Annotated in this window: 30 protein-coding genes (1 of these 30 only partly in view); 21 read left to right on the forward strand and 9 right to left on the reverse strand. The window is 55.6% G+C overall.

The window, feature by feature from the left end; all coding sequences use genetic code 11:
- Positions 1-24: 24 nt before the first annotated feature.
- The 7 genes from arsD (at position 25) to P3M64_RS05095 (ending at position 7,434) form a co-directional block, all read left to right on the forward strand.
- Entirely contained in the window at positions 25-393 is a 369-nt protein-coding gene (gene arsD, locus P3M64_RS05065) for an arsenite efflux transporter metallochaperone ArsD (protein ID WP_132939679.1), read from the forward strand.
- Entirely contained in the window at positions 363-2,246 is a 1,884-nt protein-coding gene (gene arsA / locus P3M64_RS05070; protein WP_456119833.1) for an arsenical pump-driving ATPase, read from the forward strand. The genes arsD and arsA overlap by 31 nt, the downstream gene beginning before the upstream one ends.
- Positions 2,185-2,658: a CBS domain-containing protein gene (locus P3M64_RS05075; RefSeq protein ID WP_132939678.1), complete on the forward strand. Its 474-nt coding sequence runs from the start codon at positions 2,185-2,187 to the stop codon at positions 2,656-2,658. Before arsA ends, P3M64_RS05075 begins: the two co-directional genes overlap by 62 nt.
- 1 nt (position 2,659) lies before the next feature.
- A complete protein-coding gene (locus P3M64_RS05080; RefSeq protein WP_132939677.1) occupies positions 2,660-3,946 on the forward strand; it encodes an arsenic transporter in 1,287 nt (428 codons plus the stop codon).
- Positions 3,947-4,250: 304 nt separating this feature from the next.
- On the forward strand, positions 4,251-5,390 hold the full coding sequence (locus tag P3M64_RS05085; protein WP_132940198.1) for an IS30 family transposase: 1,140 nt from the start codon (positions 4,251-4,253) through the stop codon (positions 5,388-5,390).
- A gap of 96 nt (positions 5,391-5,486) precedes the next feature.
- Complete coding sequence (repC, locus tag P3M64_RS05090) at positions 5,487-6,641, forward strand: plasmid replication protein RepC (RefSeq protein WP_132940175.1); 1,155 nt, start codon at positions 5,487-5,489, stop codon at positions 6,639-6,641.
- 364 nt (positions 6,642-7,005) lie between these two features.
- A complete protein-coding gene (locus tag P3M64_RS05095; RefSeq protein WP_132940173.1) occupies positions 7,006-7,434 on the forward strand; it encodes a type II toxin-antitoxin system HicB family antitoxin in 429 nt (142 codons plus the stop codon).
- Positions 7,435-7,501: 67 nt separating this feature from the next.
- Here P3M64_RS05095 and P3M64_RS05100 read toward each other — a convergent pair whose 3' ends face one another.
- The gene (locus P3M64_RS05100; RefSeq protein ID WP_132940172.1) at positions 7,502-7,738 is read right to left on the reverse strand and encodes a hypothetical protein; all 237 of its coding nucleotides are present in this window, start codon (positions 7,736-7,738) and stop codon (positions 7,502-7,504) included.
- A 41-nt stretch (positions 7,739-7,779) separates the two neighbouring features.
- Between P3M64_RS05100 and repC (P3M64_RS05105) the strand changes: the two genes are divergently transcribed.
- The 7 genes from repC (P3M64_RS05105) (at position 7,780) to P3M64_RS05135 (ending at position 10,236) form a co-directional block, all read left to right on the forward strand.
- Positions 7,780-8,043 carry a replication initiation protein RepC gene (repC, locus tag P3M64_RS05105; RefSeq protein ID WP_165886415.1) on the forward strand — a complete coding sequence of 88 codons (264 nt, stop codon included), beginning with the start codon at positions 7,780-7,782 and terminating at the stop codon, positions 8,041-8,043.
- 131 nt (positions 8,044-8,174) lie between these two features.
- Positions 8,175-8,453 carry a type II toxin-antitoxin system RelE/ParE family toxin gene (locus P3M64_RS05110; protein ID WP_243644894.1) on the forward strand — a complete coding sequence of 93 codons (279 nt, stop codon included), beginning with the start codon at positions 8,175-8,177 and terminating at the stop codon, positions 8,451-8,453.
- Positions 8,453-8,776 (forward strand): HigA family addiction module antitoxin, encoded by a 324-nt coding sequence (locus P3M64_RS05115; RefSeq protein WP_132940170.1) that lies wholly within the window; start codon positions 8,453-8,455, stop codon positions 8,774-8,776. The genes P3M64_RS05110 and P3M64_RS05115 overlap by 1 nt, the downstream gene beginning before the upstream one ends.
- A 153-nt stretch (positions 8,777-8,929) precedes the next feature.
- Entirely contained in the window at positions 8,930-9,118 is a 189-nt protein-coding gene (locus P3M64_RS05120; RefSeq protein ID WP_132940169.1) for a type II toxin-antitoxin system HicA family toxin, read from the forward strand.
- A gap of 5 nt (positions 9,119-9,123) precedes the next feature.
- A complete protein-coding gene (locus P3M64_RS05125) occupies positions 9,124-9,528 on the forward strand; it encodes a type II toxin-antitoxin system HicB family antitoxin (protein ID WP_132940168.1) in 405 nt (134 codons plus the stop codon).
- Between the two features lie 200 nt (positions 9,529-9,728).
- Positions 9,729-9,914, forward strand: coding sequence for a type II toxin-antitoxin system RelE/ParE family toxin (locus P3M64_RS14460; protein WP_322111248.1), 186 nt, complete (start codon positions 9,729-9,731; stop codon positions 9,912-9,914).
- 1 nt (position 9,915) lies between these two features.
- The gene (locus P3M64_RS05135; protein ID WP_132940167.1) at positions 9,916-10,236 is read left to right on the forward strand and encodes an addiction module antidote protein; all 321 of its coding nucleotides are present in this window, start codon (positions 9,916-9,918) and stop codon (positions 10,234-10,236) included.
- Here the strand turns inward: P3M64_RS05135 and P3M64_RS05140 are convergent.
- The gene (locus P3M64_RS05140) at positions 10,214-10,450 is read right to left on the reverse strand and encodes a hypothetical protein (protein ID WP_132940166.1); all 237 of its coding nucleotides are present in this window, start codon (positions 10,448-10,450) and stop codon (positions 10,214-10,216) included. The two genes, P3M64_RS05135 and P3M64_RS05140, sit on opposite strands and share 23 nt — an antisense overlap.
- A gap of 41 nt (positions 10,451-10,491) precedes the next feature.
- Between P3M64_RS05140 and repC (P3M64_RS05145) the strand changes: the two genes are divergently transcribed.
- The 5 genes from repC (P3M64_RS05145) to P3M64_RS05165 are packed head-to-tail and all read left to right on the forward strand — an operon-like array spanning position 10,492 to position 11,944.
- Entirely contained in the window at positions 10,492-10,770 is a 279-nt protein-coding gene (gene repC / locus P3M64_RS05145) for a replication initiation protein RepC (RefSeq protein ID WP_165886414.1), read from the forward strand.
- Between the two features lie 26 nt (positions 10,771-10,796).
- Entirely contained in the window at positions 10,797-11,078 is a 282-nt protein-coding gene (locus P3M64_RS05150; RefSeq protein WP_132940164.1) for a type II toxin-antitoxin system RelE/ParE family toxin, read from the forward strand.
- Between the two features lie 15 nt (positions 11,079-11,093).
- Complete coding sequence (locus P3M64_RS05155; RefSeq protein WP_132940163.1) at positions 11,094-11,375, forward strand: HigA family addiction module antitoxin; 282 nt, start codon at positions 11,094-11,096, stop codon at positions 11,373-11,375.
- Between the two features lie 43 nt (positions 11,376-11,418).
- Entirely contained in the window at positions 11,419-11,694 is a 276-nt protein-coding gene (locus tag P3M64_RS05160) for a BrnT family toxin (protein WP_132940177.1), read from the forward strand.
- Complete coding sequence (locus tag P3M64_RS05165) at positions 11,654-11,944, forward strand: helix-turn-helix domain-containing protein (RefSeq protein ID WP_132940162.1); 291 nt, start codon at positions 11,654-11,656, stop codon at positions 11,942-11,944. The genes P3M64_RS05160 and P3M64_RS05165 overlap by 41 nt, the downstream gene beginning before the upstream one ends.
- A gap of 23 nt (positions 11,945-11,967) precedes the next feature.
- Here P3M64_RS05165 and P3M64_RS05170 read toward each other — a convergent pair whose 3' ends face one another.
- Positions 11,968-13,182 (reverse strand): recombinase family protein, encoded by a 1,215-nt coding sequence (locus P3M64_RS05170; RefSeq protein ID WP_132940161.1) that lies wholly within the window; start codon positions 13,180-13,182, stop codon positions 11,968-11,970.
- Positions 13,115-13,387 (reverse strand): BRO-N domain-containing protein, encoded by a 273-nt coding sequence (locus tag P3M64_RS05175; protein WP_322111246.1) that lies wholly within the window; start codon positions 13,385-13,387, stop codon positions 13,115-13,117. The genes P3M64_RS05170 and P3M64_RS05175 overlap by 68 nt, the downstream gene beginning before the upstream one ends.
- Before the next feature lie 132 nt (positions 13,388-13,519).
- On the opposite strand from P3M64_RS05175, the gene P3M64_RS05180 reads away from it, so the two are divergent.
- Positions 13,520-13,744, forward strand: a complete 225-nt coding sequence (locus P3M64_RS05180; protein WP_132940160.1) for a hypothetical protein — start codon at positions 13,520-13,522, stop codon at positions 13,742-13,744.
- Positions 13,745-13,928: 184 nt separating this feature from the next.
- On the opposite strand, the gene P3M64_RS05185 is transcribed toward P3M64_RS05180, so the two are convergent.
- The 3 genes from P3M64_RS05185 to P3M64_RS05195 are packed head-to-tail and all read right to left on the reverse strand — an operon-like array spanning position 13,929 to position 14,954.
- Positions 13,929-14,372: a hypothetical protein gene (locus P3M64_RS05185; RefSeq protein ID WP_132940159.1), complete on the reverse strand. Its 444-nt coding sequence runs from the start codon at positions 14,370-14,372 to the stop codon at positions 13,929-13,931.
- On the reverse strand, positions 14,341-14,622 hold the full coding sequence (locus P3M64_RS05190; RefSeq protein WP_132940158.1) for a hypothetical protein: 282 nt from the start codon (positions 14,620-14,622) through the stop codon (positions 14,341-14,343). The genes P3M64_RS05185 and P3M64_RS05190 overlap by 32 nt, the downstream gene beginning before the upstream one ends.
- Positions 14,623-14,624: 2 nt before the next feature.
- Entirely contained in the window at positions 14,625-14,954 is a 330-nt protein-coding gene (locus tag P3M64_RS05195; RefSeq protein ID WP_132940157.1) for a plasmid mobilization protein, read from the reverse strand.
- Between the two features lie 195 nt (positions 14,955-15,149).
- Here P3M64_RS05195 and P3M64_RS05200 point away from each other — a divergent pair, with 195 nt between their 5' ends.
- Complete coding sequence (locus P3M64_RS05200) at positions 15,150-15,449, forward strand: helix-turn-helix transcriptional regulator (protein WP_132940156.1); 300 nt, start codon at positions 15,150-15,152, stop codon at positions 15,447-15,449.
- A 418-nt stretch (positions 15,450-15,867) separates the two neighbouring features.
- Here P3M64_RS05200 and P3M64_RS05205 read toward each other — a convergent pair.
- Positions 15,868-16,967 (reverse strand): IS3 family transposase gene (locus tag P3M64_RS05205; protein WP_276157064.1). Its coding sequence is split into 2 segments (ribosomal slippage): positions 15,868-16,706 and positions 16,706-16,967, totalling 1,101 coding nucleotides; the frame shifts between segments, so codons are not numbered across the junction.
- Between the two features lie 62 nt (positions 16,968-17,029).
- A protein-coding gene (locus P3M64_RS05210) for an IS30 family transposase (protein ID WP_132940198.1) crosses the window boundary here: on the reverse strand, positions 17,030-17,686 show its 3' portion. 483 nt of this gene lie beyond the right edge of the window; only the last 657 of its 1,140 coding nucleotides appear in the window; its start codon lies beyond the right edge, outside the window; its stop codon occupies positions 17,030-17,032.

Genomic DNA, 17,686 nt, shown 5'->3' on the forward strand with positions numbered 1-17,686 from the left:
TTGTATAGTTGATGGAGAATTTAAATGAAAAAAATCGAAGTGTTTGACCCGTCGCTGTGTTGCAGCACCGGCGTCTGCGGCGTCGATGTTGACCAAGCTTTGGTTATCTTTGCCGCTGATGTCGATTGGGCGAAGCAGAACGGCGCGCACATCGAGCGCTACAACCTAGCGCAGCAGCCACAGATGTTTGCCGACAATGCGACCGTTCGAGGGTTTCTGCGGCGCTCCGGTCAGGATGCGCTACCACTGATCCTGGTCGATGGGGAAGTAGCCCTCGCGGGGCGTTATCCGAAGCGGGCCGAGTTGGCCCTCTGGATCGGCATTGATCAAGCGGCGGACGCCGCCAAGCTGGCGACGGGCGGTTGCTGCGCCGGCCCGCGTGGCTGCTGCTGAACAACATGGAAAAAATGACGATGAATTTTCTGCGACTTCCTCCCCGCTTTCTGTTTTTCACCGGCAAGGGCGGCGTCGGCAAAACCTCGATTGCCTGTGCCACGGCCATTCAGTTGGCCGAAGCCGGAAAGCGCGTCCTCCTGGTCAGTACCGACCCGGCATCCAACGTCGGGCAGGTATTTGGTGTTGATATTGGTAATCGCGTCACACCGATTCCGGCGGTTCCACATCTTTCTGCCCTGGAAATTGATCCCGAGGCGGCGGCCAGCGCCTATCGGGAGCGCCTGGTCGGCCCGGTACGCGGCGTGCTCCCTGATGACGTGGTGAAGGGCATCGAAGAATCGTTGTCCGGAGCGTGCACCACCGAAATTGCCGCATTTGACGAGTTCACCGCGCTACTGACCAACGCGGCGCTCACGGCTGATTACGAGCACATCATCTTTGATACGGCACCCACCGGCCACACCATCCGCTTGCTGCAACTGCCGGGCGCGTGGAGCAGCTTCCTGGAGGCCGGCGAGGGCGATGCCTCGTGCCTCGGCCCGCTGGCCGGTCTGGAAAAGCAGCGTATTCAGTACAAGGCGGCTGTTGAAGCCTTGGCCGATCCGCCGCAAACCCGGCTGGTGCTGGTCGCTCGCGCCCAGCAGGCGACCTTGCGCGAGGTAGCCCGAACCCACGAAGAACTGGCTGCCATAGGCCTCAAAAAGCAACATCTCGTCATCAATGGCATCCTACCTCACATCGAAGCCGCCACCGACCCGCTGGCCGCAGCAATCCACGAACGGGAACAAACGGCGCTTAAGAACATCCCGGCTACGTTGACCGCGCTTCCGCGCGACCATGTAGAACTCAAGCCTTTTAATCTCGTCGGCCTCGACGCGTTGCGGCAGTTGCTGACCGACCTTCCCCCACAAGCTCCCGTCGCTGCTGATTCCCCGATCGAACTCGACGAGCCCGGCGTGGCCGACCTGATCGACGGCATCGCGGCGGATGAACATGGGCTTGTCATGTTGATGGGCAAAGGCGGTGTAGGCAAGACGACCCTGGCGACCGCCATCGCAGTTGAATTGGCGCATCGCGGCTTGCCGGTGCATCTGACGACCTCCGATCCTGCTGCTCACTTGACCGACACCCTGAATTCCTCGCTCGACAATCTGACCGTGAGCCGGATCGATCCGCATGCAGAGACCGAGCGCTATCGCCAGCACGTGCTGGAAACCAAGGGCGCTCAACTCGATGCCGAAGGCCGCGCGCTGTTGGAAGAGGATCTGCGTTCGCCCTGCACGGAAGAGATTGCGGTCTTCCAGGCGTTCTCCAGGATCATTCGTGAGGCAGGGAAGAAGTTTGTCGTCATGGACACGGCCCCGACCGGGCACACCTTGCTTCTGCTCGACGCGACGGGCGCCTATCACCGCGAAGTGACCCGGCAGGTGGGCAAGACCGGCATGCACTTCACGACGCCGATGATGCAATTGCAGGACCCGAAGCAAACGAAGGTGCTGGTCGTCACGCTGGCGGAGACGACGCCGGTACTGGAGGCCGCCAACCTGCAAGCCGACTTGCGCCGTGCCGGGATCGAGCCATGGGCCTGGATCATCAACACCAGCGTGGCGGCGGCTTCGGCCAAGTCGCCGTTGCTGCGTCAGCGTGCGGCTAACGAGCTACGCGAAATCAGCTCCGTGGCCAATCAACATGCGGACCGTTACGCGGTTGTCCCGCTTCTGAAGGAAGAACCGATCGGGGCGGAACGACTGCGTGCGCTCATCCATCCTCAAGCACAGGAGATCGACCATGTTGATCCGAAGTTTCATGACGCCCGATCCGGTAACCGTTCAGCCCGACACCCCGGTTGAGGACATTGCGAGCCTGCTGCTTGCCCATCGCATCAACGGCGTTCCAGTGGTCAACGGCGCTGGTCGGCTGATCGGCGTTGTGACTGCGGAGGACTTGATTCACCGGGGGGCAGACGAACGGCTTGCACCCCGTGAATCGATTTGGAAGGAGAGTTTTTGGGTTTCCTTTCTTGGCCCAATGGAGGCGCATCGCGACAAGGCTGAGGGGCATACTGCGGCAGAGGTAATGACCGCGGAAGTGCACAGCGTCGCGCCTGACATGCATCCCTCCATTGCAGCTCGGCTGATGGTAGATCACCACTTAACGTCCCTTCCTGTCGTGGAGGATGGGAAAGTGATCGGCGTCATCTCCCGGATTGACCTCTTAAGCCTTCTTAAAGAACTCGAAAACCCACTGAAAAGAGAGAATTGACGTGATTGCCGCCCTACTGATTTTTCTTGCCACTATCGTCCTGGTGATCTGGCAACCGCGCGGGCTGGGCATTGGCTGGAGTGCGATGCTTGGCGCTGTCGTGGCGTTACTGTCCGGTGTCGTTCACTTCGGTGACATTTCTGTCGTCTGGCAGATTGTCTGGAACGCCACCGCCACATTCATTGCCATCATCATCATTAGCCTGTTACTCGATGAGGCAGGGTTTTTCGAATGGGCGGCCTTGCACGTCGCACGCTGGGGCGGCGGGAAAGGGCGTCTGCTGTTTGCATTGATCATCCTGCTTGGTGCAGCCGTCGCTGCGCTTTTTGCCAACGATGGCGCAGCACTGATTCTCACGCCAATCGTTATGGCTATGTTGTTGGCGCTGGGGTTCAGTCCGGCGGCAACGCTCGCTTTCGTTATGGCAGCCGGTTTCATCGCAGATGCCGCCAGCCTGCCGCTTGTCGTATCCAACCTGGTCAACATCGTCTCCGCCGACTTTTTCAATATTGGGTTCAATGACTACGCTGCGGTGATGATTCCGGTGAATATTGTCGCCATCATTGCCTCTTTGGCCGTGCTGTCGATCTATTTCCGCCGCAGTATCCCTGCGCGCTATGACGTGAATCAGTTGAAACGGCCGAATGAGGCCATTCGTGATGCGGCTACGTTTCGTTTCGGTTGGGTGGTTCTGGCCCTGCTGCTGATCGGATTCTTCGGCCTTGAGCCGCTAGGCGTGCCGGTTAGCGCCGTGGCTGCCGCAGGCGCCCTACTGTTGCTTGTCGTTGCTGCGCGCGGGCATGTCATCAGCACCCGCAAAGTGATCCGTGAAGCGCCTTGGCAAATTGTCGTTTTCTCGCTGGGAATGTATCTCGTGGTCTATGGATTGCGTAACCAAGGCTTGACAGAGCATATCGCAAGGCTGCTGGATTACTTCGCACAAGGCGGTGTATGGGGGGCCGCCTTTGGAACAGGCTTCCTCACAGCGCTGCTGTCCTCGGCCATGAACAACATGCCTACGGTACTGGTGGGCGCCCTATCCATCGATGCCACAAGCGCAACGGGCGTGGTGAAAGAAACGATGATTTACGCCAATGTGATTGGTAGTGACCTGGGGCCGAAGATCACCCCTATCGGCTCGCTTGCGACGCTGCTTTGGCTGCACGTGCTGGCGCGCAAGGGAATGACAATTACATGGGGATATTACTTCAAGGTGGGCATTGTGCTGACCGTCCTCGTACTCGCGGCGACCCTGGCTGCGCTGGCGCTACGCCTGAGTTTTACCTGATGCGAGTGGAGATCGGTTCGATGGAATACAGTATTGGTCCGTCCTTGTCATCCCCCTTGCTTCTACAGTGCTTCCACGGATGCGATAGCGTGATTTGTTCAAGAATCAAAAAGACCATAACGTATTAAAATTACTGATTGTTAGAGGATTGAATAGCCCCTAGTTTTCTAGACGCCTTCGGTTCTCGTTTCTTGCTGCCGTTCGAACTCGACGGGGGTAATACCCCCGAAAAAGAGTGGTGATGGATTCAATTGGTCGATGCAACATACTCTGAACGCCTTATAGATAATGAGGATTACGGTATATGCAAAAGCCACCCCCTATGAACGATCAAAAGAAGGCGGTTATTTGGGATGAATGGAAAAATGGGATTCCCATGATTCAGATTGCCCGAGCCATTGAAAAACCTCCAGCAACGATATTCTCATATTTACGCTACCACGGCGGGATCCAGCTTCGTCATCGAATACGATCCACGAGGTCTTTATCTTTGGGCGAGCGCGAAGAAATATCGAGAGGCGTGGTGACGGGTCAAAGTATTCGATCGATTGCCAGCTTTCTGGGTCGAAGTGCCTCTACTGTCTGCCGGGAGATCAAGAAGAATGGAGGACGCCTTCGATATAGAGCCGCAGATGCCGATAAGGCCGCTTGGCAACGATCTAAACGGCCAAAGCCATGCCTTCTTGCTAAAAACATCCTCTTAAAAGGACTGGTTACGCGTAAAGTGTCTGAAAATTGGTCACCTGAACAAATATCGGGTTGGCTAAAACTGACATATCCAGACGATGAAAGTTTACGCGTGTCCCCCGAAACAATTTACAAAAGTTTGTTTATACAAACGCGTGGTTTATTTCGAAAGGAAATGCGAAACCACCTGAGAACCAAACGCAAGTTCAGGCATTCTAAAAACCATAAAGTGGCCTCCAGGGGAGCGATTGTTGGCGGTGTTTCGATCAGTGAACGACCGGCCTTAATCGAAGATCGGGCCGTTCCTGGGCATTGGGAAGGCGATCTCATCTGCGGTTCAAAGAACAGTTACATTGCGACGGTTGTGGAACGCCAATCGAGGTTTACAGTCTTGGTGAAAGTCGATGGAAAAGACACGGAGACCGTTGTGACCGCGTTATCGAAGCAAATGAAAAAACTACCGAACCTTTTGAGGCAAAGTCTAACTTGGGATCGGGGCACAGAATTAGCCGCACACCGAAAGTTCTCAATGGCAACGAACATGGACGTATATTTTTGTGATCCAAGCAGCCCTTGGCAGCGAGGAACAAACGAGAATACGAATGGATTGCTGCGGCAATATTTTCCCAAGGGACATTGCTTGTCAGGATATTCACAGCGCGACCTCAATAGAGTTGCTGAAAAACTTAACAGTCGCCCAAGAAAAACATTGGACTTCGAAACGCCAGCTCATAGACTCGACACGGTGTTGCTGTGACCAATTGAATCCATCGCCCTTAAAAGTAGAACGGTTAGGCGGCTCTGGACCTTTCCAGAGCCAGTTTTTGTTTCGGCGTGATGCCGCCGATGGCCATTGCGCGACGTCGGCCATCGCCTCGGACTGACCGGCGGCGACGTTCAGCACATCGACTATCTGCTCAGCCACACCCGGGACATCGATTGGACGGCGCCGAGCCGCCCGATCGTCTATAAATCGGTCGGCAAGATGGCGCGCGAGCGCGGCGTCACCGAGCGCGCGATTCGCCACCGCGAGGCCAAGCTCTACGCCCTCGGGCTGATCGCCTGGAACGATATCGGCAATCACCGCCGCTTCGGGTGGCGTGATGGCGACGGCCGGATCGATACCGCCTACGGTGTCGATCTGTCGCCGCTGGCCGATCATTACGACCGCCTGGCCGATCTCAAACGCCGCCAAACCGCCGATCTCGCCGCCTTCGACAAGGCGCGCAAGGCGCTGTCGTCGATCCGCCGACGGATCCACCTTAAAATCATGGCGGTCGAGGAGCGTGGCGTCGATATCGGCGCGACCGCCGCGGCGTTCGCCGCCTTGCCCCGGGTCCGCGCGGATACCCCCGGGGCGCGCCTGGACGGGATACTCGCCGAGGCCCGCGCGATCGAGGCCGACCTGGACGCCGTCTTGGTGGCGAAAGAGGCCGGAAGTGCGCCTGAAATCAACCGTGGAGACTCCCCTGAAAGCGCCCTTGAAGAACAGGCTTCTCGTTGTGGACGGTCTGTGAATACTTCCGCCCAGGCGGACAAAAACTTCCGCCACATACAGCCTACAAACAATCCTCAATCTGCTAAGGCAGATACAGGTAGCCCTTCGGGGGATAAGGACGACAGGAAAGAGGTGGTAGCGAGCGGGGCGGGCGACATCACCCTCAAGATGGCCGTGGCGGCGGCGAGCGATCGCTTCATCGAGGAAATTTATCCCACCGGGCGAAGCCTGGACGTCGCCGACCTGGTGGACGCCGCCGGTCGCTTGTGTCCGCACCTCGAAATTAGCCGTTCGGCTTGGGTGGCGGCGTGCGCCGTCATGGGCCGCGCCGCCGCCGCTGTGGCGGTGATCGTGATCGATCGCAACATGGAACACCCCGAAACGCCGATCCGCTCCCCCGGCGGCGTGCTCCGCGCGATGACGGCGCGCGCGAAAGTCGGGGAATTGCACCTCGAAAAGTCGGTGTTCGGAATCCTTGAGCGCGATCGCCACGAAGGGGAAGCGTCATGAAACGCAAATATCGCGATGGCTAGGGTAATACCCGACAGCGTTCGCGCGCGCCTGCACGCGGAAGCATTTGATTTTTAATATTTTTTTGTTTTTAAAATCGTATATAAAAGTCCGATTTTAATGTTGACAATCGCATGTTTAAGTGCGAATATATATCATGAATGGAACGGAATTCATAAAACGCGCCAAGCGTTACGCAAAAAATACCGGACGAGATTTTCGGTTCGAGCCTGCGCACGGAAAGGGCAGCCACGGGAGGCTTTACGTCGGCGCGAACTACACCACAGTAAAACGCAGCGAGATTCCGAACGGTCTTTTTAACGCCATGCTTAAACAGTTGAAGATTAGGAAAGAGGAATTTTAAATGCGCTACGCATACCCATGTAACATAATCATGGATGATGAGGGCTGGCTTATCGTCTCCTTCCCCGACGTCTCCGAAGCCCTAACCTCCGGAAAAACTAGAGATGAGGCCATCGAACTGGCCGAGGACGCCCTGGCCGTCGCCCTGGCCGGATACGTCCATAACCGCCGGGATATCCCGGCGCCCAGCCCCGCCGGAAAAGGCCAGGACCTTATCCCCCTGCCGCCCGTCGTGGCGGCGAAGCTGGCGCTTTATAGCGCCATGCGGGCCAGGCGCATGACCAAGGTGGCGCTGGCGGCGCGATTGGGGGTATCCGAGTCCGCCGTGCGTAAGCTGGTCGATCCCGACCATCGCTCGCACATTAGTCGGGTCGAGCGCGCGTTAAAATTGCTTGGCCGCGCGCTGGTCGTTGAAGACAAGGCCGCTTAGAAAAACTTTTGCACCCGATACGGTGACAGCAGACTATCGACCGCAAACGGTGCCGACGTCGGCGCCATTACTTCCGAAACGCCTCGATAATTTTCACGAAATCGTATTCGATTTTCACGCGGCGGAGAACGATTTTGCTGTTCTCGAAGCTCTGAGCCGAAATATAAATGCGCTCGATATACGGGCGGACGGCGACGACCGCATCTTGATCGAAATCTGGCGCAAACAGCGGTTTGATCGCGCGCTGAAATTCCTCCGCCGTCCGCTCGTCGACGGCGGCCGACGGCTCGGTAATGACGTCCATTTTTTTATCCAGCCGATCGAAGCCTGGACGTCGCCGACCTGGTGGACGCCGCCGGTCGCTTGTGTCCGCACCTCGAAATTAGCCGTTCGGCTTGGGTGGCGGCGTGCGCCGTCATGGGCCGCGCCGCCGCCGCTGTGGCGGTGATCGTGATCGATCGCAACATGGAACACCCCGAAACGCCGATCCGCTCCCCCGGCGGCGTGCTCCGCGCGATGACGGCGCGCGCGAAAGTCGGGGAATTGCACCTCGAAAAGTCGGTGTTCGGAATCCTTGAGCGCGATCGCCACGAAGGGGAAGCGTCATGAAACGCCATGCTTTGCGGGGGGGCTGATATGGACGCCCTGAAGCAGTCACTAAAATTACCTAACAGGTAAAATATTTTATTGACAGATGGATCTATATAATTTACCTTTTATGTAAATAAAGAGGGCTTGTTTTGGCAATTATCGGCATTCGGCACAAAGGTCTAAAACAACTTTTTGAGACTGGGGCGTCGCGTAAAGTAAACCGGAACTGGTGGAAAGGCGCCGTCATGATTATGGATCATCTAGACGCCGTGGCCTCCCTGGATGATTGCAGTGGCGTTAAAGATTTTCATCCCTTAAAGGGTGGGAGAAGGGGGGAGTACGCCATGCACGTTAACGGCAATTGGTGCATTACCTTCACTTTCGATGGCCGTAATGTGGAGATTTTAGATTTAGAGGACTACCACTGATGTTAAAGCGCAACAGAAAGCCGACCTGTCCCGGAGAAATTTTAAAGCATCATTATCTGAAGCCACGGGAAGTATCTCAGAAGACGTTCTCATCGGGTATCGGAATCAGCCAAAAACACCTCAGCCGCATCGTTACCGGGCACGCCCGCCTGGAGCCCGACGTTGCCGTGCGGATTGCAAAATCTTTGGGCACGACGACGGCCTTTTGGGTCAACTTACAAGCCGCCGTTGACGTTTGGACGGCGGAACAAGCCTATGAAGGCTGGCGCCCTCAAGAAATATATCAGGCTAAAAAAATTGCGGCGGCGTGCTCCGCGCGATGACGGCGCGCGCGAAAGTCGGGGAATTGCACCTCGAAAAGTCGGTGTTCGGAATCCTTGAGCGCGATCGCTTGTAGCCTAAATTCTGCAAAAATAATACACACTAATGCGCATTATTTTGTTGTGGTAATGAGTATTGTGTGTATAATAATGTTTATGAACAGTAAAGAGATCATAAAGCGGCTCGAGTCCGATGGTTGGTTTGAAGTGCAACGGCGGGGATCGCATGTGCAGTTTAAGCATGCCGCGAAAAAAGGACGGGTTACCGTCCCTCATCCCAAGCGTGACCTTCCGATCGGTACGCTTCGGAGCATCGAGAAACAGGCCGGGGTCAAAATGAGGTAGCCATCATGGCACATTACATCGCGCTCTTGCGCAAAGAGGAAGAAAGCGACTTTGCCGTTGAATTTCCAGATTTTCCAGGGTGCGTTACCGCCGGGACCACACTTGACGAGGCTAAGGATATGGCCGTCGAAGCGTTGGCTTTGCATATAGAGGGAATACGTGAAGATGGTGGAGGGCTTCCAACGCCTTCTCGTCTGGAAACCATCATGGCCGATCCTCACAATGTCGGGGCGGTTGCTTTCTTGGTCGATGCGCCCGCAGTAAAGGAAAAAGCCGTGCGCGTGAACTTCACGATCCTCGAGAGCGTTCTACGCCGTGTTGACGCCCATGCCAAGGCGCAGCATCTAACGCGGTCAGCGTTTTTGGCCGAGGCGGCAATCAAAGCGATAAGTGATAACGAGCACGTCTAAAAATCAGACTTTAATCTCCGTCCGTCCCCTGTTGGTTCTTTTGAGCGGAGTTTTATTCTTGCCTTAATGTAGTTTATAAATTACTATTACTGTATGGCAATCGAACTCAAGCAGACCGAGATTTTCCAAAAGTGGCGGCGGCGCGGCGGCGCGCGCGGGCTTTGGTTGCGTCTCGCCTTGATCGTCTCATCTACGGTCACGTGGGTGACGCGGAGCCGGTCGGCCAAGGGATTAGCGAATTGCGCATTCATTACGGCCCCGGATACCGCATCTATATCCAGAAACGGGGAAGCGAGATTGTCGTTTTGTTATGTGGTGGCGACAAAAGCACACAAACGAGGGACATCAAGACCGCAAAGCGCCTAGCCGCTGAATGGAGTGAATGAAATGGTAGAAAAATTGACGACCCATGATCCCGCCGAGGATCTGACTTCCGACGAAGAGATCACGATTTTTATGGCCGAGGCGTTTCAAACAAACGATTCGGGGTATATCGCCCACGCGTTGGGCGTCGTCGCCCGCGCGAAGGGGATGGCTCAAATTGCCGGCCAAACCGGGCTTTCCCGCGAACAGCTCTACCGTTCGTTCAGCGAACGCGGAAATCCGACGCTAAAAACAACGCTTGCAGTTATGAAAGCCCTGGGAATTGAGTTGACCGCTAAAAAGGGCGGGGATAGCAACGCCATTACTTCCGAAACGCCTCGATAATTTTCACGAAATCGTATTCGATTTTCACGCGGCGGAGAACGATTTTGCTGTTCTCGAAGCTCTGAGCCGAAATATAAATGTGCGCGATATACGGGCGGACGGCGACGACCGCATCTTGATCGAAATCTGGCGCAAACAGCGGTTTGATCGCGCGCTGAAATTCCTCCGCCGTCCGCTCGTCGACGGCGGCCGACGGCTCGGTAATGACGTCCATTTTTTTATCCAGCCGATCGAAGCCTGGACGTCGCCGACCTGGTGGACGCCGCCGGTCGCTTGTGTCCGCACCTCGAAATCAGCCGTTCGGCTTGGGTGGCGGCGTGCGCCGTCATGGGCCGCGCCGCCGCCGCTGTGGCGGTGATCGTGATCGATCGCAACATGGAACACCCCGAAACGCCGATCCGCTCCCCCGGCGGCGTGCTCCGCGCGATGACGGCGCGCGCGAAAGTCGGGGAATTGCACCTCGAAAAGTCGATATTCGGAATCCTTGAGCGCGATCATTGCATCATAAACGAGCAAACTTTATGCTTTACGTAAACCATAAAATAATGTAATATCCAAGTATGATCAAGAGCTTCCACAACAAAGAAACTCAAGCGCTTTTCGAACGAGTGAGGTGCTATCGGAAGTGGCGTTCTTTCGAGCGTATTGCATTGCGCAAGCTTGTTATGGTGCATGCGGCAAAGGAACTGAAAGACCTGGCGTGTCCCCCGAATAATCGTCTTGAGGGCCTTAAAGGCGACAGGCAAAGTCAATACTCGATCCGTATCAACCAACAATATCGCGTCTGTTTCGAGTGGAAAGAAGGGGACGCTTACGACGTGGAGATTGTCGATTATCACTGAAGGAGTTCATAGGACATGATTTTTCCCATTCATCCCGGTGAAATTTTGAAAAATGAATTTATGGAACCTCTCGGCTTGAGTGCGAATAAGCTTGCCGCCGCCTTAAAGGTGCCGACGAATAGGCTTACCGGGATTGTCGGTGGCGACCGGAGCATTACGGCCGATACCGCTTTGCGGCTCTCGGACGCCTTCGGCACGACGCCGGAGTTCTGGGTCGGCTTGCAAAATCACTACAATCTGGAAGTGGCCAGGCAGAAGAAACGGCCTAAGATCGAGAGAATATCGGCGGCGGCATGATATTCTTCTTGAGAATCATACGGCATTGCCGTATAATTTAAGTATGGAAATCGAGTTTGATCCCGATAAGAACGAGGCCAACAAAGGCAAGCATGCCGTCGCCCTGAGCTTTGCCGCGCAGATTTTAATGGACGCCGAGCGGCTGGATATTCTCGATGTCAGGTTCGATTACGCCGAGGAGCGGTTCGTCACTTACGGTAGGGTCGAAGGGCGCGTTTGGGTTTGCGTATTTACCCGGCGCGGAGATATCCACAGAATTATCAGTGTAAGGAAAGCCAATGATCGCGAAACGAAGCGCTACCGAGACACCCCGCGTTGAACCCGATGCCGACGCACCACTGAGTGACGACGAGTTCGAGCGCGGCTACTCGGCTCTTCTGGCGCGAAGCGCGCGCGCCGCGACCGGTTTATCGCAACGCGCCTTTTCCGAGCGCTATGGCATTCCCGCCGCTTCCTTGCGCGATTGGGAGCAGGGTCGGCGGGTCCCCGACAGTGCGACGCGAAGCTATCTGCGTGTCATCGTGAAAATGCCCGATGCGGTGGCACAGGCCCTGCACGATGCGGCTTAGTTTAATGAAGAGTGGGACCGCCATTACTTCCGAAACGCCTCGATAATTTTCACGAAATCGTATTCGATTTTCACGCGGCGGAGAACGATTTTGCTGTTCTCGAAGCTCTGAGCCGAAATATAAATGCGCGCGATATACGGGCGGACGGCGACGACCGCATCTTGATCGAAATCGGGGGCGAACAGCGGTTTGATCGCGCGCTGAAATTCCTCCGCCGTTCGCTCGTCGGCGCCGGCCGACGGCTCGGTAATGACGTCCATTTTTTTATCCAGCCGACCGATGTCGTGGCGAAGGCGGCGAATACTCTTTTCGCGGTCGGTCAGATACGCACCGACGTCCTCGCTCCGGCGCCGGTGACCGAGGGCCTCAAGAATACTTTGAATCTCGGTGCGTTCGCGCGTCAGGCGGCGCTCGTAGGCCTTGCGTTTGGAGGCGAGGGCGGCGCGATTTTTCTTTTGGGAACGGTAGAATCTTTTTAGCGCGGCGGCGTCGAACAGGCGGAGCTGTTCGAGGATAAGGGGCATAAGTTCCGCGTACTTGACGTTCCTGTTGAGACAGGGACGGTGCGCGCAATTGTAAAGATGGTGGCGGACCGGCGATACGAGGACGTCGTGTTCGGCGCAGCGCAGCTTGCGCGACATAATTTGGGTGGCGTGCCGTCGTTCCTTGACTTGACGCGCCCGCGCCGCCCGGGCGCGAACCCGTTCGCGCTGCGCCTTTTCCTCCAGGGTCAGGATTTGATTGAGCAGCGCGCGCTCCTTGCGCAGGGTAGAGCGTTCCTCGATCATCTTTTGGACGCCATCGAAGTAATCTTCGTCGAAAATGGCGAGTTCCGGCGCGGGCACCCTGATCCAATCCTTCTCGGGGCGCAGATGGGAAAGGCGCCTGCCCGTCTCCGGGTGCTTGCGATAAAGCATTCGGTTGAACGTGACCTCGCCTTTGTACAGGGTCTGGCGGAGGAGGCCGGTTTTGCGGGCCAATTGGCCGATCAACGTCGTGGATACCCACTTTCCGCCCTTGGGCGCCGGTTCGCCCTCGAAATTGAGGTCGGCGCAAATCGCCTTAAGAGATTTTTTCTCGGTATATTCCCTGAAAATCCGGCGCACGATATCGGCCTGATGCGGGTTGATATTGCGTAATCCGCGTATCGGTTCGCCGGTTTCGTCGAATTTACGCACGAGATCGTAGCCGTAGGCCTGACCGCCGGGGATCGAACCCTTGAGGACGGCGGCAACCATACCGCGATGTGTCTTGTCCGCGAGGTCCTTTTTTAAACCGCTTGGCGGCCGCCTCGCGGCTCTTGAAGATCAAAGAATAAAGGCCGGACTCGTTGATGATGAGGGATTCTCTGCTCCCGCCTTTGGTATAGATAGTATCTACAGCACTTACATCGTCGTCGATGAGTTCGACGGCGTTCGCGAGCACGTCAGTTTGTTGCTGCACGCTTTCGGTCCGGCGAAGTTCGCCGATCCGCAGACCTATAAGCCCGCGCCGTAATGGCGCGGCTGGTGGACGGTGTCGATAAAAAAAGTATCGGCGCTTTGGCGAGTGGATATGGCATGTTACAATCTCACGATGAGTAAAAAAGTGGCTAAATTATCCCCAGAAGAAGCCAATGACGCTCGTGAGCGGGCATTGCGTTACGAGGCGAGTATGGCGATAGAGGGGATTAGATTGACGCATGAGGAGCGCGTTTTTGCCGATAAAGTGGACGCTGAAGGTTTGAATTACGAAGAGGCGATTGAGAGGACAATTGCATGGCTCGAAGAAACGTATAGCCCAGACGGTTCCAGCCGGTAATGCATCCTCCATATGATGAATTCGTTTACCCCGGCACAAGCGTTCTAATTAATAAATTCGACCTGCGTGACGAAACCGAAGTCAGTAGGCGCGAGCGCCAGTTAAGTCGTATGAGAATGCGGCAACCCCCGCCAAAACTCGCTCTAACTCCCAAAGGCTTCCAAAACATTCATCGACATATTTTTCAGGATATATAACCCCTGGGCCGGGCAATATCGATCCTGTGACCTTTCCGAGGGGAGATCCCTTCCAAGGGGGGATCCCTATTTTGCCGTCCCCAATATCTCGACGGCCAAATGCGAGAGCTGTTTTTCAACATGAAGAACGACAGAGGATTGGCGACGAAGAGTTCCATCATGGCCGTGTCCAGGCTGGCGTTCATCCCCGAACTGTTGCCGTAAAGCCGCTTTTCGTTGTCCAGGACGGCCTTTTCCGCCGCTATGATGGTGTCGATATCCCCGCTGCGCCCGATGTCCTTGACGGTCTTTAAAAGGGCGTTCTGGGCGGAACGATATTTTTCCGCCTCGGGCGTGCGACCGCGGGCGATGGAGGCGGCGTGCTCGCGGGCCATTTTGCGTTGTAAGCTGGCGAGCGCTTTAGACGTAGAGGCGTTTTGCGAGTTCGTCATTGTCGTCGCGCTCCAACCAATCTTCACCAAAAACCCGCACCGCCTCGCTGGTGTTCAAGCGTTGCTCGACGACCCACTCGGCGCCCATGGTTTCCTTCATCACGAGGAGAGATACCGCAGGCAGGATGAGTTGGCGGAAATAGCGGATTTCCGCTTCCTCATCGCCGCGCTCGGTTGCCTCCTGGAGTTTATCCAGAACGGGATCGTTGGGCGCAAATCGTTCCAATTCTTCTTTGGTGTATTCGATCATTTTTACAACTCCTCTATTTTCGTCTTCAGGATGGATTGCGTTTCTCTGATTGTATCGAAAAGGCGCTCCAGGGTCACGCCGTCCGGCGGTTTGAAATCCGCATCGCTCAGCGCCATGCGCAACAAGTTGCCGAGGCGCGCCTGGTCGGCGTTGACCTTGACCAGGGCGATGACCGCCTCGTGACGATGGACGTCGGGCAGGGCGCGCCCCGTCGCCAGACGGCGCACCAGATCCGAGATGCTGAGCCGCGCTTGCCGGGCGAGCGCGACCACCTCGCTTTTTTCCTCCGGCCTCAACCAGACGGTCACCGGGACGCGGTTTTTCGCCGGCATATCGATCCCCCTTCTATCGGTTAAAACGGGGCCCGGTCGTCCGTCGGTATTCGTCGGTGGTGGCTTCCATTGCTGCGATCGCCCGGGCGCGATCGGAAAAAACGACGGGCCTGATCCAGCCGTGTTTAATCTCCATTGGACGCGCCTCCCGTCGGTGCGGTATTCAGACAAGCTCAGGAGTGAGGAGATCCGCCGATGAGCGAACCGCAAAATATGGACGATGAAGACATCAAGGCGTTCGACCTGGCGCAAGCCCAGGACGACGGCGCGCACGTGCCCCACAATGTGGTCAAACGCCTGATCGACGGTGAAAACCCGGTTAAGGTCTATCGCGAATGGCGCGACTTGACGCAAGAGGCCTTGGCCGAGAAGGCGGGGGTGTCGGCGGGGTACGTCAGCCAGATCGAGCGCGGAACGCGCCGGGCGTCGCGCAAGAAATTGCTCGTGATTGCCGAAATCCTCGGCGTCGCCTTCGATGATTTGGCGGAGACATGAAACTGAAGGGCGTATGCCCGACCCGAGGACGAGCGTAAAAAAATATGCCGGAAGATCTCCATAAGGGTTTTTCATCATTCCCGACGGCGAATGGTGGAACGCCCACAGGGCGGCGACGTTTTGATTGCGAATGATCAACGGGCGCAATAGGTTCGAGGGGACCCATCCGGCGGCTGTGCCGATAAAACTGGCCGCCAATGACGTTTCAGGGATGATTGCCGGTCATCTCGAAGGGGCCACCGCGCAACCCCGGACCAACCCTCGGTAAACGACAATTCCACCATAATACCAATTCCCAAAAAGGCAGACTCGTTAACGGTGTTTTAGGCTGGGCATGATTCAAGAAGGAAAACACAGGAGTTTTCCATGAGCCGCCGGTAATACCCCCTTTTTGAATGGTCTCTGCAAGTAGAATGTTTTAAGCCGCCATGGGCATGCCCATGGCAAGTTTTTGTTTTGGCGTTATTCCGCCAATGGCCATGTTGGGCCGTTCATTGTTGTAAGTCCACAACCATGCTGTGGCTGCTTCCTGTACCTCGTCAATCGTTTCAAAAATATATTGGTTCAGCCAATCATATCTGACCGTCCTGTTATAGCGTTCCACGTAGGCATTCTGCTGTGGTTTGCCGGGCTGGATAAATTGCAACCCGATGCCACGTTTCTCGGCCCAGGTCGCCAGCAATTCACTGACATATTCCGGGCCATTATCGCAGCGAATGGTACAGGGCGATCCACGCCACTCGATGATCTGGTTCAGCGCCCGAATAACGCGGGTCGCTGGCAGAGAAAAATCAACCTCGATCCCAAGCCCTTCCCGATTGAAGTCATCAATGACATTGAAGGTCCTGAAGCTACGGCCATCACCGAGTTGATCGTGCATAAAATCCATCGACCACATGTCGTTGATCGTTTTCGGCACAGCAAGCGGTTCCGGCTTTTCCCGATACAGCCGTTTCTTCGGCTTGATCCGCAGGTTCAGCGCCAGCTCGCAGTAAATCCGATAAACACGTTTGTGGTTCCAGCCAAAGCCCCTGACGTTACGCAAATACAAAAAGCACAGCTTGAAGCCCCAGTTGCGTTGCCGGTTCGTCAGCAAGATCAACCCGTCGGCAATCTCGGCATTCTCATCGCTCAGCTTCGGCTGATAGCGATAGCTGCTTTCACTGATCGTGAAGGCCGCGCACGCTGACCGGATGTTAAGCCGCCCCGTGTTGACAGCACATTGTGCCATCTCACGACGCCGGGACGGCTTCACCACTTTTTTGCCAGGGCTTCCTTGATGACATTGTTTTGAAGTTGCACATCGGCGTACATCTTCTTGAGTCGGCTGTTTTCAGCCTCAAGTTCCTTCATCCGCCCCATCAGTGACGCATCCATGCCGCCATATTTGGCCCGCCATTTATAAAAGCAGGCATTGCTCATACCGTGCTCTCGGCAAAGCTCCGGAACCGGCGTGCCAGCCTCCGCCTGCTTCAAAATATTGATGATCTGGCTGTCCGTGTATCGGGATTTCTTCATTTGAATCTCCTGTAAAAACATTACGAGAAAATTCTACTTTTGAAGACGATGGATTCAATTGGTCACAGCAACACCGTGTCGAGTCTATGAGCTGGCGTTTCGAAGTCCAATGTTTTTCTTGGGCGACTGTTAAGTTTTTCAGCAACTCTATTGAGGTCGCGCTGTGAATATCCTGACAAGCAATGTCCCTTGGGAAAATATTGCCGCAGCAATCCATTCGTATTCTCGTTTGTTCCTCGCTGCCAAGGGCTGCTTGGATCACAAAAATATACGTCCATGTTCGTTGCCATTGAGAACTTTCGGTGTGCGGCTAATTCTGTGCCCCGATCCCAAGTTAGACTTTGCCTCAAAAGGTTCGGTAGTTTTTTCATTTGCTTCGATAACGCGGTCACAACGGTCTCCGTGTCTTTTCCATCGACTTTCACCAAGACTGTAAACCTCGATTGGCGTTCCACAACCGTCGCAATGTAACTGTTCTTTGAACCGCAGATGAGATCGCCTTCCCAATGCCCAGGAACGGCCCGATCTTCGATTAAGGCCGGTCGTTCACTGATCGAAACACCGCCAACAATCGCTCCCCTGGAGGCCACTTTATGGTTTTTAGAATGCCTGAACTTGCGTTTGGTTCTCAGGTGGTTTCGCATTTCCTTTCGAAATAAACCACGCGTTTGTATAAACAAACTTTTGTAAATTGTTTCGGGGGACACGCGTAAACTTTC

It is taken from the genome of Varunaivibrio sulfuroxidans, assembly GCF_029318635.1.
In the GTDB taxonomy this organism is placed as follows: domain Bacteria; phylum Pseudomonadota; class Alphaproteobacteria; order Rhodospirillales; family Magnetovibrionaceae; genus Varunaivibrio; species Varunaivibrio sulfuroxidans.

What these genes read in the sequence shown, in the direction of transcription:
- arsD (WP_132939679.1), top strand. Translation starts at nt 25, where the DNA reads ATGAAAAAAATCGAAGTGTTTGACCCGTCGCTGTGTTGCAGCACCGGC.
- P3M64_RS05075 (WP_132939678.1), top strand. Translation starts at nt 2,185, where the DNA reads ATGTTGATCCGAAGTTTCATGACGCCCGATCCGGTAACCGTTCAGCCC.
- P3M64_RS05085 (WP_132940198.1), top strand. Translation starts at nt 4,251, where the DNA reads ATGCAAAAGCCACCCCCTATGAACGATCAAAAGAAGGCGGTTATTTGG.
- P3M64_RS05095 (WP_132940173.1), top strand. Translation starts at nt 7,006, where the DNA reads ATGCGCTACGCATACCCATGTAACATAATCATGGATGATGAGGGCTGG.
- P3M64_RS05100 (WP_132940172.1), bottom strand. Translation starts at nt 7,738, where the DNA reads ATGGACGTCATTACCGAGCCGTCGGCCGCCGTCGACGAGCGGACGGCG.
- P3M64_RS05115 (WP_132940170.1), top strand. Translation starts at nt 8,453, where the DNA reads ATGTTAAAGCGCAACAGAAAGCCGACCTGTCCCGGAGAAATTTTAAAG.
- P3M64_RS05120 (WP_132940169.1), top strand. Translation starts at nt 8,930, where the DNA reads ATGAACAGTAAAGAGATCATAAAGCGGCTCGAGTCCGATGGTTGGTTT.
- P3M64_RS05125 (WP_132940168.1), top strand. Translation starts at nt 9,124, where the DNA reads ATGGCACATTACATCGCGCTCTTGCGCAAAGAGGAAGAAAGCGACTTT.
- P3M64_RS05135 (WP_132940167.1), top strand. Translation starts at nt 9,916, where the DNA reads ATGGTAGAAAAATTGACGACCCATGATCCCGCCGAGGATCTGACTTCC.
- P3M64_RS05140 (WP_132940166.1), bottom strand. Translation starts at nt 10,450, where the DNA reads ATGGACGTCATTACCGAGCCGTCGGCCGCCGTCGACGAGCGGACGGCG.
- P3M64_RS05150 (WP_132940164.1), top strand. Translation starts at nt 10,797, where the DNA reads ATGATCAAGAGCTTCCACAACAAAGAAACTCAAGCGCTTTTCGAACGA.
- P3M64_RS05155 (WP_132940163.1), top strand. Translation starts at nt 11,094, where the DNA reads ATGATTTTTCCCATTCATCCCGGTGAAATTTTGAAAAATGAATTTATG.
- P3M64_RS05160 (WP_132940177.1), top strand. Translation starts at nt 11,419, where the DNA reads ATGGAAATCGAGTTTGATCCCGATAAGAACGAGGCCAACAAAGGCAAG.
- P3M64_RS05165 (WP_132940162.1), top strand. Translation starts at nt 11,654, where the DNA reads ATGATCGCGAAACGAAGCGCTACCGAGACACCCCGCGTTGAACCCGAT.
- P3M64_RS05170 (WP_132940161.1), bottom strand. Translation starts at nt 13,182, where the DNA reads ATGGTTGCCGCCGTCCTCAAGGGTTCGATCCCCGGCGGTCAGGCCTAC.
- P3M64_RS05180 (WP_132940160.1), top strand. Translation starts at nt 13,520, where the DNA reads ATGAGTAAAAAAGTGGCTAAATTATCCCCAGAAGAAGCCAATGACGCT.
- P3M64_RS05185 (WP_132940159.1), bottom strand. Translation starts at nt 14,372, where the DNA reads ATGACGAACTCGCAAAACGCCTCTACGTCTAAAGCGCTCGCCAGCTTA.
- P3M64_RS05190 (WP_132940158.1), bottom strand. Translation starts at nt 14,622, where the DNA reads ATGATCGAATACACCAAAGAAGAATTGGAACGATTTGCGCCCAACGAT.
- P3M64_RS05195 (WP_132940157.1), bottom strand. Translation starts at nt 14,954, where the DNA reads ATGCCGGCGAAAAACCGCGTCCCGGTGACCGTCTGGTTGAGGCCGGAG.
- P3M64_RS05200 (WP_132940156.1), top strand. Translation starts at nt 15,150, where the DNA reads ATGAGCGAACCGCAAAATATGGACGATGAAGACATCAAGGCGTTCGAC.